Raw genomic sequence first — 17,501 nt, 5'->3', positions numbered from 1 at the left:
CACTTCCCCGTAATACACCTTGGGTACCGGCACTGAGGGGCGCCGCGCAGCAGTCTGAACGAAGCCAGCCGCGGGCGTCCATGCCAATGCCACAGATTACCGCACTCGGCAGCAGGCGCTCAGTCGTCGCGATCGGCGAAGGCGGCGATGCGCCGGGCCATCCAGCCGGGAATCTCCATCGGAATGAAATGCGAGTGATCGGGGAGTTGTTCGTCGCGCGCATTGCGAAACAAACCCGAGACGTGCTCCCAGGTCGGCGAGGCCGAAAAACTGAACCGGCTTTCGTCGGCCCGGCGGGCGCGGGCGCGGATGATTTCGACCGGCACCCCGATCGTGGCTATCGCCGCGTAGATATCCCCCATCCGCATGCTCACATAGATCTCGGCTTCGAGATCCGGCGGACAGGCGAGTTCGAAGCCCTGTCCGTCACCCGCCGGAACCAGCCCGAAATTGCAGTAGTCACGCAACACCACCGGATCCCAGCGCGCATAGGGCGCCTTGGCGCTGAACCACTGGAACATCTGCTCCGGGGAATCCCAGTGCCTGCGCCGCCGCGCCACCGGATGCTCCATCGCCGTCAGGTGCAGCCCACGGGCGAGTTCGGGTCCGGTGATCACCGGATCGACCAGCATCAGGGCGCGGAATCGTTGCGGCAGGCGTGCCACCGCCAGCACCAGCGCATATCCTCCCATCGAATGACCCACGCCGACCACCCGTCGCAGGTCCAGGGCCTCGGTCACGGCGGCCAGGTCGTCACCGAAATGGCTCCAGCTATATGGCGGTGGCTTGTTGTCGCTGGCACCATGGCTCGGCATATCAACCGCGAACACGTGCCGCCCGGGCAGGCGCTCGATCACCGCCCGCCAGCAGCGCGCATGAAAGCCGGTCGCGTGTACCAGCAGGATCGGATCGCCCTCGCCCGGCCACTCGTAGACCACCAGGTTCAGCCCGTTGATCGCGAGCGGATGACACAACGGTGGAGCGCCCGAGGCCGCGTTTCCCGGGCCGGGAGTCATCGTTCCTTGATCGCGCGCACCAGACGTTCGCGCAATTCCGTACCGCCAGAATAGACTACCGGGCTGACCCGGTCACACCAGCCGGCGCTGCGCTCGCGGATGCGCTCTCCAACCTCCTCCGGCATGCCGCTCACCACGATTTCCGCGAGCAATTCGTCGCTGAGCAGCTTGCTCATTTCCTGCCACTTGCCCTCTTTCGACAAGGCGTTCAGGCGCGGCTGCAGATCTCCCCAGCCGTGGCTGTCGAGCACCGGCCGGTAAGCCGGCGTCGAGGCGTAGAACGCGACCTGGCCGCGCGCCAGCGCCAGATTGGCGGCCAGTTCCTGCGCATCCAGTCCGCTCGCGACGATGTACTGGCACGACACGCTGAACGATTCGCGACTGCATGCGCTCTTGTGTCGGCCGCGCTCGAGCGCCGGCAACAATTCGCTGGCAACGAAGCGTGGAGTATTGAAGGGGTGTACCAGGAACCCGTCGCCGACTTCGCCCGCCACTTCCGTCATCTGCGGCCCGACGCCCGCGACGTAGATCGGCGCACGCCCGTGCGGATTGGGGCCAGGATTGAATATCGGCGTCATCAGGGTGTGGGTGTAGAACTCGCCGCGAAAATCGAGTGGTGTGCCTTGTTCCCAGCAATCCCAGATTGCCCTGATGGCCAGCACCATTTCACGCATCCGCGCTGCCGGATGCGACCACGTGGCACTGAAACGCTTCTCGATATGCGGGCGGATCTGCGAGCCGAGCCCCAGCATGAAGCGACCGCGCGACAGCAGCTGCAGATCGTAGCCAAGGTTCGCGAGCAACATCGGGTTGCGCGCAAAAGCGACCGCAATGCCGGTCTGCAGCATCAGGCGCTCCGTGGTGCCGGCAGCGACAGCCAGCGGCAGGAACGGATCATGGCGTCCCTCGAAGGTATAGGCGCCGTCATAACCGGCGTCCTCCAGTTGCCGCGCCAGCGGACCCGCCGCGGCGGGATTCTCGACCAGCATGGCGGCATCGACCGCGATGCCTGCTCTTGCGAACTGACTCATACGATACGTGACTCCTTTCCTATCCAGTAGCGTTCCCGCAACAGGCGTTTGTACAGCTTGCCAGTCGCCTGGCGCGGCAATTCGGCCTCGAAATCCACGCTCTTCGGACACTTGATATGGGCCAGGTGATCACGGCAGAACGCGATCAGTTCCTGCTCCAGCGCAGGTCCCGCAGCGTTCATGTCGAGCGGCTGCACCACCGCCTTGACCGCCTCTCCGAAATCCTCGTCGGGGACGCCGAACACCGCCACGTCCATTACCTTCGGATGGGTGATCAGCAGGTTCTCGGTCTCCTGCGGATAGATGTTCACGCCGCCCGAAATGATCATGTTTGCCTTGCGATCGGTGAGGTACAGGAACCCGGTATCGCTCAGATAACCGATATCGCCAAGCGTGGTCCAGCCCTTGTCGTTGCGACTCTCGCCGGTCCTGAGCGGATCATTGTGATAGACGAATTCCACGCCGTCGGAAAAAAAGATCAGTCCTTCCTGCCCCGGAGGCAACTCACGCCCCTCCTCGTCCAGGATATGCGGTACGCCGAATATCGGGCGCCCCACCGAGCCCTCGTTGGCCAGCCACTCGGTACTGTTGATGGCACAAAAACCGTTGCCCTCGCTGCCCGCGTAATACTCGTTGATGATCGGGCCCCACCAGTCGATCATCTGGCGCTTCACCTGGCGCGGACACGGCGCGGCAGCGTGGATTGCCACCCGGTGGCTGGAGAGATCATGGGCCGTGCGCTCGGCGAGATCCAGCTTCAGCATCCGCACGAACATCGTCGGTACCCATTGCGAATGGCTGACCCGGTATTGGTCGATCAGCGTCAGCGCCCATCGCGGATCGAATTTCTCCATCACAATGACGGTTCCACCCATGCGTTGCACGGTCATGCAGAAACGCAGCGGCGCCGCGTGGTACAGCGGCGCCGGCGAAAGATAGATCGAGCCGGCATCGAATCCGTAGAGTGCGGTGAGCAACGGGAGCAGTGCCGAGGGGGTCGTGATCGGCAGCCCGCTCAACGCAATCTTGATACCTTTCGGGCGCCCGGTGGTTCCCGATGAATAGAGCATGTCGGCCCCCGAGGTTTCATCGCCCAGTGCCTGCGCCGGGAAACGCTCGCGGGTGGATTCGTAATCGCGGTAGCCATTGATGCTGCCATCGACCGAGAACAATTCGAGATCGGCGCCGAGCGCGCGCTCGAGTTCATTGGCAATGCCCCGTTGCGAGACGGACAGGAACAGCACCCGCGCACCCGAATCGCGCACGATGTACTCGATCTCCGGAACGGTCAGTCGATTGGAGATGCAGGTGTAATAGAGGCCGCTGCGCTGCGCGGCCCAGCACAGCTCGAAATAGCGCGGATTGTTGTCCATGCAGATCGCGATCACGTCACCACTGCCCAGGCCCAGTCCGCGCAGCAACTGGGCGCAGCGCTGGCTGCGCTCCTCGAGCTGGCCATAGCTCACGACGGTGCCGCTTCCGGCCATGATGTAGGCGGGTTTGTCGGGGTTCGTGCGGGCGTGTTCGGAGGGGTGCATATCAGTTCCTCGCGGGTTTCTCGGGCCTGAGGCCCCCAAACCAGGTTTGCAGACGCAAGCGCGCCTGCTGCTTCACGTCTTCGTCGACATAGGCCGCAACCGTCAGCAACGCCGCCGAGAGCGCCCCCAGATCATCGGCATAGCCGATGGCGGGCAACAGGTCCGGTACCGCGTCGGTCGGCAGTACGAAATAGGCCAGCGCCGCGTAGATCGTGAGCTTGGCCCAGCGTGGCACATCGGGTCGTTGCGCGGCGTAATACAACCACAGCACCTTTTCGACGACCTCGCGCCCCGCATCGAGCGCGTGGCGCACGAGCTTGTCGCGCAAACGCTCCTCCGGGAACTCCGCCCGCCGGGTGCGCGCTGCTTTCAATACCGGCGCACGGCGCATCAGCTTGCCGCCTGCCCACCGTCCATGGCGAGCGCCTCGCCGGTCACGAAACGCGCCTCGTCACAGGCCAGGTAAGCAATCGCGGCGGCAATTTCCTCAGGCTCGACCTGCTCGGTCAGGGGCCACAGCCGGATGCCTTCGCGGGCAGGGCGCTGCGCGGTAGCGCGCCCGATACCGGAACCCGCGACGGTGACCATCACCACCTTGGCGTCAAATCGGCGCATACCCTCACTCCTGCTCACCGGGGCACTCATCGAAACTCCTTGATCACCTCGTCGGCGTAGCGCGCCAGGGCATCGATGCGCGCATCGAGACTGGTCTGCGTTCCCGCGATATCCGCCCACGGAATACAGATCAGATCGGTGACACCGGCATCGCGAAGTCGCCGGGCGCTGTCGCCGTGAGCGCTACGCGGCATGAACTTGATCTCGAATTCGCTGCCCGTGCGTCCGTAGTCCTCGCGATAGCCCTGCAGCCGGCGGATCATGCCCGTCACCTCGGCGAGCGAACAACGGGGATTTTCCCAACCGATATAGCCATCGGCGATGCGCGCCGCGCGCCGCAGCACCGGCTCCGCGAGGCCCCCGATATAGATCGGTACCGGGCGCTTCGGCACCGGTGCGATCTGCATCCGTGGCAGCTGGTAGAAGCGCCCCTGAAATTCGTACATCCCACCAGCGAGCAAGCCGCGGATGATCTCGATCTGCTCGGCCGAGCGCGGACCGCGCTGGGTCCAGTCCTGACGCAGCACCTCGAAATCCTCCGGCCAGGGACTCAGCCCCACGCCGAGCCCGACGCGCTCGCCCGCCAATACCGCGCAACTGCTGAGCTCCTTGGCGACGAGTAACGGTTCGCGCACCGCGAGCTTGAGCACCGAGGGATAGAAACGGATACGACTGGTCACCGCCGCCATCGTGGCAATCACCACGAAAGGTTCCAGGAATTCGGTCTCGGCTCCCCAGAAGCGCTTGCCGTCGGCGCTGTAAGGATAAGCTGTCGACGTCTTCTCGTAGTAGAACAGTTCGTCGGGGACCGCGATCGAATCCCAACCGGCCCGCTCCGCCGCCTGCGCCATCGGCACATACCAGGAATGGGGACAAAGCCCCAGCGACAACGTGAATTGCATGGCGATGGGGCTAGCTGCTGAAGGACTTGAACTTGGCAGGCACGTTGAAATCGTAACTGCGCTCCTCGACCCGTTCACGGATCCGCCAGCCCTCGCTCGTGCGCACCAGGCGGTCGGCATACCACAGGCCGTAGAACGCGACCTGGGTGCTGTCATCGGGCAGCGGGACGACCATCGGGTTGTGACACATCGTGCGGGCACGCGCCGTGTCGCCTTCGATCCACACGCGGCTGTTGGCAATCATGTGCTGGCTGGCCGGAAAATGCGGCATCACGCGGTTGAGATACGCCTTGATCTCGGCTCGGGTACCGCTCGGCCCGCCGAGCGCGGTGTAGTCGATGAATGCATCCTCGGTGAAAATGGCGTCGAAGGCGGCAAAGTCGCGCGCATCCACCGCGGTGCAATAGTCGATCAACAGGTTGTTGATCTCCATCCGGTCCGAAATTTCCTGTAGCGTCATGGTCATAGGCTGGTTCCTCCCTTGCTGCGGATGATGGCATGCGATCGCCCTCAGGGCTATAGTCAGGGGGAGCCGTTTCTTTACCAAAGCGTCATACCGGCGGATTGTAGTGTCGGCGCCAGTTCCTATAATGCAGCCTCCCGACCAGCACCGGAGACACCCGTGGACCCCATCAAGCAGCGCTTCGACGACGCCTATCAGCAACTCACCGGGGCAGGCGCGCCGTTCGAGCTCGAGGAGCAGGACATCGACGGCCAGCACTACCGGGTGTTTCGCAACGCACCGCGCAATCTGCGCGAGCTGTTCGCACCCGCCTACCATCACGGCGACAAGGAATTCGTGATCTTCGAGGGCGAGCGCTGGAGCTTCGCGCGGCTGATGGGGCTGGCGGATGCCATCGCGCACCAGTTGCACCACCGCCATGGCGTGCGCAAGGGCGATCGCATCGCGATTGCGATGCGCAATTACCCCGAGTGGATGGCCGCCTACATCGCGATAGCCAGCATCAACGCCGTGGTGGTGCCGCTGAACAGCTGGGGGCGAGCGCAGGAACTCGAATACGCGCTGAGCGACGCCGGCGCCCGCATGGTGTTCTGCGACCGCCAGCGTCTCGAATACATTGCCCCGCGGCTTGGCGCACTCGGTGTCGCGGCGGTTGTGGCGCGCCCCGGCAGCGAGCCGCTGCCCGAGCACGCATGCAGCATCGAGCAATTCATCGCGGGAGCGGAAAACGCCGCGCTGCCCGCGGTCGAGATCGCGCCGGATGATCTTGCGATGATGCTCTACACCTCGGGCACCACTGGCAATCCCAAAGGTGCGGTCTCCACTCACCGCGCGGTGTGCCAGGCCGTGGCATGTTTCGAGTGCGGCAGCATGGCCGGAGCCATGGCCAACCCGGAAACCATCGGCGCGATGATGCAGGCGGGATTCGAGCCCTGCGTGATGCTCGCGGTACCGCTGTTTCACGTGAGCGGCTGCTACTCGATCTTCCTGCTCGCGCTGCGTGCCGGCCGGCGCATCGTGATGCTCTACAAGTGGGATGTGCAAAAAGCCCTCGAACTGATCCAGGCCGAGCGCGTCACGGTGCTGACCGCGGCGCCCTCGATGGCGATGGAAATGCTCGAATCGCCGCTGTTCGAGCGCTACGACACCAGCAGTCTCAGCAGTATCGGCACGGGCGGCGCAGCGACGCCGGCAAAAATCGGCAAGCTCATGCTCGAGCGGGTCCGCAATGCCTTTCCCGGAACCGGCTGGGGCATGACCGAAACCAACGCGCTCGGCAGTTCCTTCGTCGGCAATGCCTTCCGCCAGCGTCCGGGCAGCGCGGGTTTTGTTCAGCCGCTCATCGATCTGCGCTTTTGTGACGAGGCCGGCAATCCGGTCCCCGCCGGCGCTCCCGGCGAGATCTGGGTTCGCAGTCCCACCCTGATAAAGGAATACTGGAATCGACCGGACGCCAACGCCAAGGACCTCCAGGACGGCTGGTTCCGCAGCGGCGATATCGGCTATCTCGATGCGGACGGCTACCTGTTCCTTTCGGACCGCGCCAAGGACATGGTGATCCGCGGCGGCGAGAACATCTATCCGCTGGAGATCGAATCGACCCTGATGGATCGACCCGAGGTGCTCGAGGCCGTCGCATTCGGCGTGCCCGACGAACAATGGGGCGAGGAAGTCGCGCTGCTGGTCCGGCTGCGCGAGGCGGGCAGCATGGATGCCGACGCGGTACGGGCATTCCTGGCGGAGCGCCTTGCCGCGTTCAAGGTGCCGCGTCATATCGTGTTTACCGATACGCCGTTGCCGCGCAATGCAACCCACAAGGTTCTCAAGCGAGATGTGCGTGCGGCGTTCCTGAGCGAAAGGGGCCTTGCCTGAATGGACCGCCCGGGCGTCCCGGATGACTGGGCGGAATTGCTGACCGAATTCGACGCTCGCATCGGGCGCGGGCGTGCGATGGGGGGCGAGACACGGCTCGCCAGGTTGCGTGACAGTGCGCGCCTGAACGCACGCGAGCAGATTGCCGCGCTGTGCGATGCGGACAGCTTCATGGAACTGGGCACGCTGGCCGGCGGGCTCGGGCATGGCGCGCAGGCGGCGGCACCGGCCGATGCGCTGGTTGGCGGGATCGCCCGTATCGATGGGCGCACGGTAGTGGTTGGTGCCGAGGATTTCACGGTCCAGGGCGGCTCGATCGGCTTTGCCACCGCGGCCAAACGCCTGCGTTTCGCGCGCCTCGCGCGCCAGGAACGCGCGCCGCTGGTGATGCTGCTCGATGGCGCCGGCGAACGCGCCAGCAACGCCTTGTCGCGCTATCCCTACGCACCGAACGATATGCAGGAACTGGCGCTGCTGTCCGGGCTGGTGCCGAGCATCGCCGTGGTGAGCGGATCATCGGCCGGGCACGGCGCGGTGACTGCATTGCTCAGTGATCTGGTGATCATGCTCGAAAAAGCCACCCTGTTCGCCGCCGGTCCGGCCCTGGTCGCGGCCGCCACCGGCGAAAATGTCACGAAGGAAGAACTTGGCGGAGCGCGCATGCATGCCGCAACCAGCGGTGTCGCGCACAACGTGGTGGCCGATGAACGGGAAGCCTTCGCACTGGTGCGGAAATACCTCTCGTTGCTACCCGCGAATGCCTGGGAATATGCACCGGCGCGACCGAATGCGGACGCGGGTCCGCGTGCACTCGATTCCCTACTCGATATCGTGCCGCGCGATGCCCAGAAACCCTACGATATGCGCAAGGTCCTCGAGCTGTTGTTCGACCGGGACGAGAGCCTCGAGATACAACCGTTGTTTGGCCGCTCATTGCTGACCGTGCTCGGACGCCTCGGCGGCGAGTCGGTCGCGGTGGTTGCCAATCAGCCCATGCTGCTGGCCGGCTCCGTGGACCGTGACGCCGCCGACAAGGCCGCGCGTTTCCTGCAGATCGCAGATGCATTCCATCTGCCGGTGGTCTTCCTGGCCGATAACCCCGGCGTACTGTCCGGTACCAAGGCCGAGCGTGCCGGCACGCTGCGCGCGGCAGCGCGCATGTACATGGCGCAGGCCCGACTGCGGGTTCCGAAACTGCATGTCACGCTGCGCAAGGCCTACGGCTTCGGCAGCTCGATCATGGCGATGAATCCCTTCGACGGACAGACCCTGACGCTCGCATTCCCGGGCATTTCGCTTGGCGGACTTCCTGCCGCCGGTGGTGCCCGTGCCGCCGGTCTGGACAGCACGGCGGAATCGCGCATGGCCGAGGCGCAGGCGGCCGGCGCCTGGAGCGCAGGCGACACGCTGGCCTACGACGAGATCATCGATCCGCGCGAGCTGCGCAACGCCCTGCTGCGCGGACTGCAGCTCGCCCGGGGGCGCCGCTGCGAACCCGCCGAACCAGTCCTGCGCGGCGGGGTCTGGCCCTGAGCGCGTCGCCGCTTCGCATCCGCGATCATCGCGATCGAAGACCGGGAGCGCGCAGCATGTCCACGTGCTCGATACCGTCCTCGAGATACCGGTCCGAACACGACACAAAGCCGAGCGATGCGTAAAAGGCCTCCAGGTAACTTTGCGCGCAAAGGCGCAGTGGCATCGGCCCGAAGCTTTCCTCGATGTGGGCGAGGCCGCGCAGCATCAGTTCGCGCCCCAGCGAATGCCCGCGAAACGCCGCGCTGACCAGCACCCGGCCAATGCAATGCTCGGGAAACTTGGCGCCCGGCGGCAACACCCGCAAATAGGCCGCGAGCGTAGCGTCGCGATGCCAGCCCATCAGGTGCCAGGCTTGCTCATCAAGCCCGTCGATATCCTGGTAGACACAGTTCTGCTCGACCACGAATACCGCGGCGCGCGCCGCCAGCACCGCATGGAGTCGCCGACAATCTAGTTGTGCGAAGGCTAACCATTCCCAGCGGATCACCGCCGCCTCCCCCGCGTTCAAGGCGCGCCTGGCGGCAAACGGTGTACGGCGTCTCATCGCACACCCCGCCGTGCGCTACTGCAGGCAGCCGGCAAGGTGCTAAGCTGGAGCCGCTTGCGCCATCCGACCGACAGGAGAATAAACAATGACAAGTACCTCATGCGCGATTATCGGCCTGGCAGGCTGGTTTGTCGCGGTCCTGCTGATGCTGGCGATGTTTCGCGTCTACACCAGCGCCAGCGCGAAAAAGCCTGCCAACAGTTTCGCCCCCGATGGCAGCGACGTCCCCGGTTTCGGGCAACGGCTGGTGCGGGTCCATGCCAACTGCTACGAGAACATCCCGCTGTACATCGGGGTATTGCTGTTCGCCATGGTCGCCGGCCAGAGCGCGATCACCGACCCCACCGCCTGCTGGCTGCTCTATGCGCGGATCGGCCAGAGCCTGGTGCACATGGCGTCGGTCAGCCTGGCCGCGGTGATGGTGCGCTTCTCGCTGTTCGCGGTGCAGGTGGGCCTGCTGGTCTGCTGGCTGTGGCAGTTCGCGCAAGCCTGAGCCCGATCACGGAGTAAAACCGCGCCTCACTGCGGCAGGAAATCGAGCGGCAACCCGATGTGCTCGGCAAACACGAAATCGCGGTGAGCCAGCAGCGCGGGCACCAGCGACGCTGCAACCACCGGGCCGATGTCGGCATAATTGGCGCGCAGCCAGTCCGGCATCGGGCAGTGTTCCGCCGGCAGCGGGTTGAGCATGACGGAAAAGCAGGCCCAGTAGATATCGACCGCACTCAGCGCATCACCGACGAAATAGCGGCTGCCGCGCTGGCTCTGGCGTGCCAGAGTGGCCGCCAGATGATCGAGGATTCGCGCGGCCTCGAACGGTGCGGTGTTCAGCAGCTGCTCGCGACAGCCGTAACGCTGCGCCAGGCGCCGTATCGATTCGGGCGGGTCCGCCTGCTGCATCAGGGGCGCCAGCATCATGATGCGCCGCGACCAGCCCAGGCCGCGGCGTCCGATGATTTCGCGCGCCAGACCGAACATCGTCACCCGCTGCTGCATGTCCTGGGGAATCAGCGCCGGCTCCGGCGCCAGGCGCTCGGCCAGGAACAGGATATCGATGGAATCGCCACGCGCCGGTTCATCCTGGTAGACCGCGACCGGAGCGCTGGCCTGTCCAGTCCACTCCTGTAATTGCGTGTTTTCACCGCCGCCTTCCTGCGCCACGGCCTGGTAGGCGAGGCCCTTGATCTTGAAGATGGCTTTTGCCGATTCCCCCCATGGACCCGGTACGCCCTGGGTCAATACCAACCGCAATCCGGGCGCCTTGCGCCCTTCCTCGACACTCAGGTAACGCATGCTTCGATCCTGTCCGTGTTGTTATGACGAGGCCGCAGGATAACCCGCTCGCGGCATGCTGAAAACCCGGGGCCTCCCCGATGCACCTCAACAGCCGGTGAGGTGCTCGCTCACAGCCCACAACCTGCCCGCCGCAGCAACATCCAGCGCCCAGGGCTTGGGAATGAGCGGTGCCGAATCGTAGAAATATTGGCCGCTGATGCCCTCGACTTCCGCCGAGGAGGCCAGATAGACCGCCGTTGCGGCGCCCTTCTCGGGGCTGCGGAAAAACGGTTTCAGCAGCAGCGGAGCCAAGCGTCCGGCGATGCCGTTGTTGGTGCCGATTCCGGTCGCCACAGCGCCGGGATGCATCGCGTTGGAACTCACCCCGGTACCGCGCAGACGACGCGACAGCTCGTTGGAAAACAGCATGTTCGCAAGCTTGGAATGACCGTATACCGGAAACGCCGAGAATCGCTTCCCGTGCGACAGGTCATCGAAATTGATACCCTTGCAAAACGCGTGCGCGTTCGATGCCACGTGCACGATGCGCGCCGGCGCACTGCGCTCGAGACACGGCAGCAACAAGCGGGTGAGCAGGAAATGCGCCAGGTAATTCACCGCGAACATCTCCTCGAAGCCATCAGCGCTCAGCTTGTGCTGGGTGTTCATGACGCCGGCATTGTTCAGCAACACGTGCAGCGGTCGATTCGCGGACAGAAAGACTTCGGCCACACGGCGCACCTCGGCAAGCGAGGAAAAATCCGCGCACCGAAAATCGAGCCGCTCATTGCCGCTCGCGCGGTGAATTTTCTCCAGCGCCTCGTTACCGCGTGCCTCGCTGCGACCGATCAGCACCAGAGCCGCCCCCGCGCGCGCCAGGGCAATCGCGCTCGCCAGCCCGATACCACCGGTGGCGCCGGTGATCATCACCGTCTTGCCCGTCATTGCACCATCGTTCAAGTTGCATTCTCCCTGCGGCCGGTTGTGCCGCTTGCTCAGTGTGGACAGATCCTCAGCGCTCGCCCAAGCGCCACAACACCACTCACCCCGGACAGCACCAGCGCACCCGCGGCGATCCCGACCAGCAGGTCGAGCAGTATCGGTGCGAACGCGGCCAGCACGCCGCCTGCCAGCGGCGCCGTCGCGAGCAGATCCCGGAATATATGCGGCCAGTCGTGCAGCACGGGGAAACCATGCACCAGGATGCTGCCTCCCACCAGGAACATCGCCGCAGTGCCCGCAATCGCGAGGAAACGCATCAGCTTCGGCGCCAGTCCGAGCAAGACCCATCCTGCGCCGCGCTTCACGCTCCCCCGGATACCCGCGGCGGTATCGCGCAGCAAATGCTGGCCGGCGTCATCCATCCTGACGATGCCTGCAACGAGGCCGTAGACGCCAACCGTCATCAGCAGCGCGATCCCGCTCACCACGGCGATACGGGTAGCCAGCGGCGCGCTTTGCACCGTTCCCAGCGCAATCACGATGATTTCCGCCGACAGGATGAAATCGGTACGGATCGCGCCACGGATCTTCTCTTTCTCGAAGGCGACCATGTCGGTCGCGGAATCGCCCAGCGCCCGGATGGCTTCACGGTGCTGCGTCTCGTCCTCGCTCGCCGCGTGCAGAAAACGATGCGCCAGTTTCTCGAAACCCTCGTAACACAGGTAGGCGCCGCCCAGCATCAACAGCGGCGTCACCGCGAACGGCGCAAACACGCTCAGCAGCAGTGCGACGGGCACCAGGATCAGCTTGTTGCGAAACGAACCGCGCGCAACCGCCCACACCACCGGCAGTTCGCGCTCGGCACGTACCCCGGCGACCTGCTGCGCATTCAATGCCAGGTCGTCACCGAGCACGCCGGCGGTTTTCCTGGCTGCGACCTTGGTCATCAATGCCACATCATCGAGCACGGTGGCGATGTCGTCGAGCAATGTCAGCAGGCTCGCTCCGGCCATCATCGGTTCCTTGTCAGGGCGCGCTGCCTCGAGGCATCCGCGGTGTCATTGCGCGTCGCCGCGTGCAGTTCCGGCTCTGCGTTCAGATTGCCAGAAGCCATAGCAGCAGCGTCAGCGCGGAGGCGATTCGCGCGCTGCGATAGAGCCCCGCCCGATCGATCCGGGCAAGCTCCAGGAGTGGATTTCCGCTGCGGCGTGTGCGCCGCAATACGGGCCATTCGATCAGTCCGGCGAACACCGCACTGCCGATCGCGGCACACACCAGCATCACGCGTCCGGCGGTATCCATCGGCACGGCGAGGTACAGCAGCAGTACCGCGAGCCAGCTTCCCGCCTGCCCCGCGTGGCTCATGCTGTAGAACTGCGCGAGACTGTTCCTGGCGAAGTCGAAATTGAACACGAACAGGCCGAGGGTGGCCGGCACGGTGTAGGCGGCTCCGGAAAATTTCGCGCCGAGGAAATGGCACCACTCGTGCACCAGGGTCGTGAACACCACCGCGGCGACGATGGCCATGCCTGTGGACAGCAGGCTGGACAGGGCCAGTCCGGTGACCGCCTGCGACACATCGGCCGCCGCCCATAGCGACAGCAGCGCAACCGCCAGCAGCAGGTGAGCGAAGCCCAGCTTCAGTTGCCGGTCGAATTCGGTCGCTGCAACGCTGATCGTGGAGGATGCGGCAGCATCGGGTCCGGCGTCTGCGGTTTGTTGCTCGCTATTCATCGCTGTTTCATCCTGGTTGAGACATGGCTGCTTGCCTTGTCAGGCATGGGCAATCTAGCGGTTGGGCCGCCTTGTCACAAGGCAGCATTGGGGGGATTCGCGCGCGTGCGCCCGATCATCGATCGAATAACCATGGCGAAACACTTGCGCAATGCTCGGCACAGCATCCATTTTTTATTATACTGTACATTCATACAGCATGACGAAGTCCGCAGGCGATGCCCTACGCCGAACTCCACTGCCTCAGCAATTTCACCTTCCTGCGCGGCGCCTCGCACCCCGAGGAACTGGTCGCACGTGCCGCGGAGCTTGGTTACCGCGCACTCGCGATCACCGACGAATGCTCGCTTTCGGGGGTGGTCAAGGCCCACGTGGCGGCACGCGAACATGGCCTGCAGCTCATCATTGGCAGCGAGTTCCGCCTCGATGACGGATTGACGCTGGTGCTGCTCGCACCACAGCGGCGCGCCTATGCGGAGCTCTCGGCGCTGATCACGCTGGCGCGCCGGCGCAGTCCCAAGGGTGAGTACGCCCTCAGCCTGCGTGATTTCGAATTCAACGCGCGCCACTGCCTGGTGATATGGTCGGCGACAGCGCCCGGAACGGAACAGCTGTTGCGCCAGGGGGAAGCACTGCGAAGGCTTTTCGCGCAACGCCTGTGGCTCGGCGTGGCAATGCTGTTGCATGGTGATGAACAGTTGCGCTACCTGCAACTCCACGGCATCGCCCGTCAGCTCGATATTCCGATGCTGGCCTGCGGCAATGTGCATATGCATGTCGCCAGCCGCAAACCGCTGGCCGATCTGCTGTGTGCGATCCGCCTCAACACGCCGGTACAACAGCTCGGCACCCGCCTCGCGCCCAATGCCGAACAACACCTGCGCCCCCTGGAGGCCCTGCGCCGCCTCTACCCGGAGGCGCTGCTGGAACAGGGCGTGGTGATCGCCGGGCGCTGTCATTTCTCGCTCGATGAACTGCGTTACGAGTATCCCGAGGAAGTCGTGCCCGCCGGCACCACGCCCGATGCCTGGCTGCGCGAGCTGAGCCTGGCCGGGGCCCGCAAACGCTGGCCGCAGGGCGTGCCACAGAGCGTGCAGTCGCTGCTCGAGAAGGAGCTGGCGCTGATCGGCGAGCTGGCTTATGCCTGCTATTTCCTCACCGTGCACGACATCGTGGAGTTCGCGCGCAACGCCGGCATTCTCTGCCAGGGGCGCGGCTCGGCCGCCAATTCCGCGGTGTGCTACTGCCTGTTCATCACCGAGGTCGATCCGGCGCGCAGCTCGCTGCTGTTCGAGCGTTTCATCTCGAAGGAGCGCAACGAGCCACCGGATATCGACGTGGATTTCGAGCACGAGCGGCGCGAGGAGGTGATCCAGTACATCTACCGCAAATACACCCGCGAACGCGCGGCGCTGGCCGCGACCCTGATCACCTACCGCGCCCGCAGTGCGGTGCGCGATGTGGGCAGGGCGCTCGGCTTCGATGCGCTGTTCGTGGAACAGCTCGCCAGATCGCTGTCGTGGTGGGACCGCCACAGCGACCTGTCGCGTCGTTTCGAGGAGGCAAAGCTGGCCGGCGCCAGCGATCTGGCGGCGCATTTCATGCGCCTGGTGAACGAGATCCTCGGCTTCCCGCGGCATCTCTCGCAGCATGTGGGCGGTTTCGTGATCGCGCGTGGAGCACTGTCGGCAATGGTTCCGATCGAGAATGCCGCGATGCCCGAGCGCACCGTGATCCAGTGGGACAAGAACGATATCGAGGCGCTCGGCCTGCTCAAGGTCGATATCCTCGCGCTGGGCATGCTGAGCGCGATACGGCGCTCCTTCGAACTGATCCGCCATGCGCACGCAACGGATATCGACATGAGCCGCATTCCCGCCGATGACCCCGACACCTACGCGATGCTCACGCGGGCCGACACGGTCGGCGTGTTCCAGGTCGAATCACGGGCCCAGATGGCGATGCTGCCACGCCTCAAGCCGCGCACCTTCTATGACCTGGTGATCGAGGTGGCGATCGTGCGTCCGGGACCGATCCAGGGCGATATGGTGCATCCCTACCTGAAACGCCGCCAGGGGCTGGAGCCGGTCAGCTACCCCGACGAGGCAGTCAGGTCGGTGCTGGAGCGCACGCTGGGCGTGCCGATCTTCCAGGAGCAGGTGATCAAGCTGGCGATGGTCGCCGCCGGCTTCACCGGCGGCGAGGCCGACCAGTTGCGGCGCGCGATGGCGGCCTGGAAACGCAACGGTTCGCTGCTGCACTTCGAGGACAAGGTCATCAACGGCATGCTGGCCCGCGGCCACAGCCGCGAGTTCGCCGAGCGGCTGTTCAACCAGATGAAGGGCTTTGGCGACTACGGCTTCCCGGAATCGCACTCGGCCAGCTTTGCGCTGCTCGCTTATGCCTCGGCCTGGCTGAAATGCCACTATCCCGCGGCGTTTTGCTGTGCGTTGCTGAACAGCCAGCCGATGGGTTTCTACTCGGCATCGCAACTGGTGCAGGATGTGCGCCGTCACGACGTGGCAGTGCTGCCGGTGGATGTGCAGAGCAGCGGGTGGGAGTCGAGCCTGGAGGGAAAGGGCCCCGCAATCCGTCTTGGCATGCACCGGATCAGTGGCTTCGGCCAGGCCGGCGCGGAACGCATCCTTGGCGCACGCGCCCTGCATCGGTTCGCCGACGTGCAGGACCTGGCGCGCCGCGCGCGGCTCGATCGCGGCGATCTCGACACCCTGGCCGGCGCCGGGGCGCTGGCAAGCCTTGCCGGACACCGCCACCAGGCACACTGGCGTACCCGCGCCGTGGAGGAGCAACGACCATTGTTCGGCAGCGACGAACTCGATGACGGGGTGCAATTGCCGGCGCCGCGCGAGGGCGCGGATATCCGCGAGGACTACCGCAGCATCGGGCTAACGCTGGGGCGGCACCCGATGGCGCTGCTGCGCCCGAGATTTGCCCGCTGCCGCAGCGCCCGGGAGCTGCAGGCGGTGAGCAGCGGAGCCACGGTGCGTGTCGCCGGGCTGGTCAGCGGACGTCAACGCCCGGGCACCGCGAGCGGCGTGCTGTTCCTGACGCTGGAGGATGAAACCGGCAACATCAATGTCGTGGTCTGGCGTGATCGCCAGGAGCGCTACCGGCAGGCACTGCTGAAAGGCCGGCTGCTGCTGGTCAGGGGTATCATCGAGAGCCGCGACAGCGTGATCCACGTGATCGCCGACGAAATACTCGATCACAGCCCCGTGCTGGGCGCATTGCCAACGCGCTCGCGCGATTTTCACTGAGGCACAGGGCGCGCGCGCTGGTTGTAGAGCATCGCCGTGAGCTTCTCGATTTCGGCGTCCGACAGCTTGCTGTAATCGACTGCCAGGTCCTTGCCCGCGTCCATGCCCCGCTGCACGCCGGGGCGCGCACCGAGTTCGTCGATCCAGCGCTGCACGTGCGGGAACTCGCCCATGTCCTGGCCGTGACTCTGGTAGGCGACACTCCACGGATAGCTGGCCATGTCCGCGATCGTGTAGTCATCGCCCGCGAGGTAGCGCCGCTCGTGGAGCCGGTTGTTCATCACACCGAACAGGCGGTTGGCCTCGTCATCGAAGCGACGCCGCGCATAGGACTGGTCGCCGCGGGTCTCCCCGATACGGTGAAAATGACCGCGCTCGCCGAATTTCGGCCCCTGGTTGGCCATCTGCCACACCACCCATTGCACCACCTCGTACCTGCCCGCGAGATCCTGCGGAAAGAACTGCCCGGCTTTTTCGCCGATGTACATCAGCATCGCGCCGGATTCGAATACCGAGATCGGCGCACCACCACCGGCCGGAGCATGGTCGACCAGTGCCGGCATCCGGTTGTTGGGGCTGATCCGCAGGAATTCCGGGCTGAACTGCTCGCCCTTGCCGATGGCGCAGGGCACGATGCGGTACTCGAGCCCGCATTCCTCGAGCAGGATCGTGACCTTCTTGCCGTTCGGTGTCGGCCAGTAATGAATATCGAGCATGAACCAAAGGTTCCTCTGGCAGGTTGATCGGAATCC

17 protein-coding genes are annotated in these 17,501 nt (G+C 64.9%); 4 read left to right on the top strand and 13 right to left on the bottom strand.

Annotated features, from left to right (window positions below; all coding sequences use genetic code 11):
* Positions 1 to 119: 119 nt before the first annotated feature.
* The 7 genes from IPF49_00925 to IPF49_00895 are packed head-to-tail and all read right to left on the bottom strand — an operon-like array spanning position 120 to position 5,568.
* Complete coding sequence (locus tag IPF49_00925) at positions 120 to 1,016, bottom strand: alpha/beta hydrolase (protein ID MBK6286206.1); 897 nt, start codon at positions 1,014 to 1,016, stop codon at positions 120 to 122.
* Positions 1,013 to 2,005, bottom strand: coding sequence for a TIGR03617 family F420-dependent LLM class oxidoreductase (locus IPF49_00920; protein ID MBK6286205.1), 993 nt, complete (start codon positions 2,003 to 2,005; stop codon positions 1,013 to 1,015). The genes IPF49_00925 and IPF49_00920 overlap by 4 nt, the downstream gene beginning before the upstream one ends.
* 38 nt (positions 2,006 to 2,043) lie before the next feature.
* Positions 2,044 to 3,585, bottom strand: coding sequence for an AMP-binding protein (locus IPF49_00915; protein ID MBK6286204.1), 1,542 nt, complete (start codon positions 3,583 to 3,585; stop codon positions 2,044 to 2,046).
* A gap of 1 nt (position 3,586) precedes the next feature.
* On the bottom strand, positions 3,587 to 3,976 hold the full coding sequence (locus tag IPF49_00910; GenBank protein MBK6286203.1) for a DUF1232 domain-containing protein: 390 nt from the start codon (positions 3,974 to 3,976) through the stop codon (positions 3,587 to 3,589).
* Positions 3,976 to 4,230: an SDR family oxidoreductase gene (locus IPF49_00905; protein ID MBK6286202.1), complete on the bottom strand. Its 255-nt coding sequence runs from the start codon at positions 4,228 to 4,230 to the stop codon at positions 3,976 to 3,978. Before IPF49_00905 ends, IPF49_00910 begins: the two co-directional genes overlap by 1 nt.
* A complete protein-coding gene (locus IPF49_00900; GenBank protein ID MBK6286201.1) occupies positions 4,227 to 5,102 on the bottom strand; it encodes an LLM class flavin-dependent oxidoreductase in 876 nt (291 codons plus the stop codon). Before IPF49_00900 ends, IPF49_00905 begins: the two co-directional genes overlap by 4 nt.
* Before the next feature lie 10 nt (positions 5,103 to 5,112).
* Positions 5,113 to 5,568 carry a nuclear transport factor 2 family protein gene (locus IPF49_00895; protein MBK6286200.1) on the bottom strand — a complete coding sequence of 152 codons (456 nt, stop codon included), beginning with the start codon at positions 5,566 to 5,568 and terminating at the stop codon, positions 5,113 to 5,115.
* 156 nt (positions 5,569 to 5,724) lie between these two features.
* Here IPF49_00895 and IPF49_00890 point away from each other — a divergent pair, with 156 nt between their 5' ends.
* Both IPF49_00890 and IPF49_00885 read left to right on the top strand, forming a co-directional pair.
* Positions 5,725 to 7,437, top strand: a complete 1,713-nt coding sequence (locus IPF49_00890) for an acyl--CoA ligase (GenBank protein ID MBK6286199.1) — start codon at positions 5,725 to 5,727, stop codon at positions 7,435 to 7,437.
* A 78-nt stretch (positions 7,438 to 7,515) separates the two neighbouring features.
* Positions 7,516 to 8,970, top strand: a complete 1,455-nt coding sequence (locus IPF49_00885) for an acetyl-CoA carboxylase carboxyltransferase subunit (protein ID MBK6286198.1) — start codon at positions 7,516 to 7,518, stop codon at positions 8,968 to 8,970.
* 25 nt (positions 8,971 to 8,995) lie between these two features.
* On the opposite strand, the gene IPF49_00880 is transcribed toward IPF49_00885, so the two are convergent.
* Entirely contained in the window at positions 8,996 to 9,517 is a 522-nt protein-coding gene (locus IPF49_00880; protein MBK6286197.1) for a GNAT family N-acetyltransferase, read from the bottom strand.
* Positions 9,518 to 9,605: 88 nt separating this feature from the next.
* Between IPF49_00880 and IPF49_00875 the strand changes: the two genes are divergently transcribed.
* Positions 9,606 to 10,013: an MAPEG family protein gene (locus tag IPF49_00875; protein MBK6286196.1), complete on the top strand. Its 408-nt coding sequence runs from the start codon at positions 9,606 to 9,608 to the stop codon at positions 10,011 to 10,013.
* A 26-nt stretch (positions 10,014 to 10,039) separates the two neighbouring features.
* On the opposite strand, the gene IPF49_00870 is transcribed toward IPF49_00875, so the two are convergent.
* The 4 genes from IPF49_00870 to IPF49_00855 all read right to left on the bottom strand — a co-directional run bounded on the left by IPF49_00870 (position 10,040) and on the right by IPF49_00855 (position 13,471).
* Positions 10,040 to 10,813, bottom strand: a complete 774-nt coding sequence (locus IPF49_00870; GenBank protein ID MBK6286195.1) for a hypothetical protein — start codon at positions 10,811 to 10,813, stop codon at positions 10,040 to 10,042.
* A gap of 87 nt (positions 10,814 to 10,900) precedes the next feature.
* A complete protein-coding gene (locus IPF49_00865; GenBank protein ID MBK6286194.1) occupies positions 10,901 to 11,755 on the bottom strand; it encodes an SDR family oxidoreductase in 855 nt (284 codons plus the stop codon).
* A 35-nt stretch (positions 11,756 to 11,790) separates the two neighbouring features.
* Positions 11,791 to 12,750, bottom strand: coding sequence for a DUF808 domain-containing protein (locus IPF49_00860; GenBank protein ID MBK6286193.1), 960 nt, complete (start codon positions 12,748 to 12,750; stop codon positions 11,791 to 11,793).
* Between the two features lie 82 nt (positions 12,751 to 12,832).
* Positions 12,833 to 13,471 carry a hypothetical protein gene (locus IPF49_00855; GenBank protein ID MBK6286192.1) on the bottom strand — a complete coding sequence of 213 codons (639 nt, stop codon included), beginning with the start codon at positions 13,469 to 13,471 and terminating at the stop codon, positions 12,833 to 12,835.
* Positions 13,472 to 13,689: 218 nt separating this feature from the next.
* Between IPF49_00855 and IPF49_00850 the strand changes: the two genes are divergently transcribed.
* A complete protein-coding gene (locus IPF49_00850) occupies positions 13,690 to 16,749 on the top strand; it encodes an error-prone DNA polymerase (GenBank protein MBK6286191.1) in 3,060 nt (1,019 codons plus the stop codon).
* Here IPF49_00850 and IPF49_00845 read toward each other — a convergent pair.
* Positions 16,743 to 17,465 carry a glutathione S-transferase N-terminal domain-containing protein gene (locus IPF49_00845; GenBank protein ID MBK6286190.1) on the bottom strand — a complete coding sequence of 241 codons (723 nt, stop codon included), beginning with the start codon at positions 17,463 to 17,465 and terminating at the stop codon, positions 16,743 to 16,745. The two genes, IPF49_00850 and IPF49_00845, sit on opposite strands and share 7 nt — an antisense overlap.
* Between the last annotated feature and the right edge of the window lie 36 nt (positions 17,466 to 17,501).

This window comes from Gammaproteobacteria bacterium (assembly GCA_016705365.1).
Lineage (GTDB): Bacteria > Pseudomonadota > Gammaproteobacteria > Pseudomonadales > UBA5518 > UBA5518.
This window is presented reverse-complemented; position numbering and strand designations above follow the sequence as displayed.

Bases quoted from the DNA above. Each gene is read 5' to 3' on its own strand.
- IPF49_00925 (MBK6286206.1), bottom strand. From the start codon at position 1,016: ATGACTCCCGGCCCGGGAAACGCGGCCTCGGGCGCTCCACCGTTGTGT.
- IPF49_00920 (MBK6286205.1), bottom strand. From the start codon at position 2,005: ATGCTGGTCGAGAATCCCGCCGCGGCGGGTCCGCTGGCGCGGCAACTG.
- IPF49_00915 (MBK6286204.1), bottom strand. From the start codon at position 3,585: ATGCACCCCTCCGAACACGCCCGCACGAACCCCGACAAACCCGCCTAC.
- IPF49_00910 (MBK6286203.1), bottom strand. From the start codon at position 3,976: ATGCGCCGTGCGCCGGTATTGAAAGCAGCGCGCACCCGGCGGGCGGAG.
- IPF49_00905 (MBK6286202.1), bottom strand. From the start codon at position 4,230: ATGAGTGCCCCGGTGAGCAGGAGTGAGGGTATGCGCCGATTTGACGCC.
- IPF49_00900 (MBK6286201.1), bottom strand. From the start codon at position 5,102: ATGCAATTCACGTTGTCGCTGGGGCTTTGTCCCCATTCCTGGTATGTG.
- IPF49_00895 (MBK6286200.1), bottom strand. From the start codon at position 5,568: ATGACCATGACGCTACAGGAAATTTCGGACCGGATGGAGATCAACAAC.
- IPF49_00885 (MBK6286198.1), top strand. From the start codon at position 7,516: ATGGGGGGCGAGACACGGCTCGCCAGGTTGCGTGACAGTGCGCGCCTG.
- IPF49_00880 (MBK6286197.1), bottom strand. From the start codon at position 9,517: ATGAGACGCCGTACACCGTTTGCCGCCAGGCGCGCCTTGAACGCGGGG.
- IPF49_00875 (MBK6286196.1), top strand. From the start codon at position 9,606: ATGACAAGTACCTCATGCGCGATTATCGGCCTGGCAGGCTGGTTTGTC.
- IPF49_00870 (MBK6286195.1), bottom strand. From the start codon at position 10,813: ATGCGTTACCTGAGTGTCGAGGAAGGGCGCAAGGCGCCCGGATTGCGG.
- IPF49_00860 (MBK6286193.1), bottom strand. From the start codon at position 12,750: ATGGCCGGAGCGAGCCTGCTGACATTGCTCGACGACATCGCCACCGTG.
- IPF49_00855 (MBK6286192.1), bottom strand. From the start codon at position 13,471: ATGAATAGCGAGCAACAAACCGCAGACGCCGGACCCGATGCTGCCGCA.
- IPF49_00850 (MBK6286191.1), top strand. From the start codon at position 13,690: ATGCCCTACGCCGAACTCCACTGCCTCAGCAATTTCACCTTCCTGCGC.
- IPF49_00845 (MBK6286190.1), bottom strand. From the start codon at position 17,465: ATGCTCGATATTCATTACTGGCCGACACCGAACGGCAAGAAGGTCACG.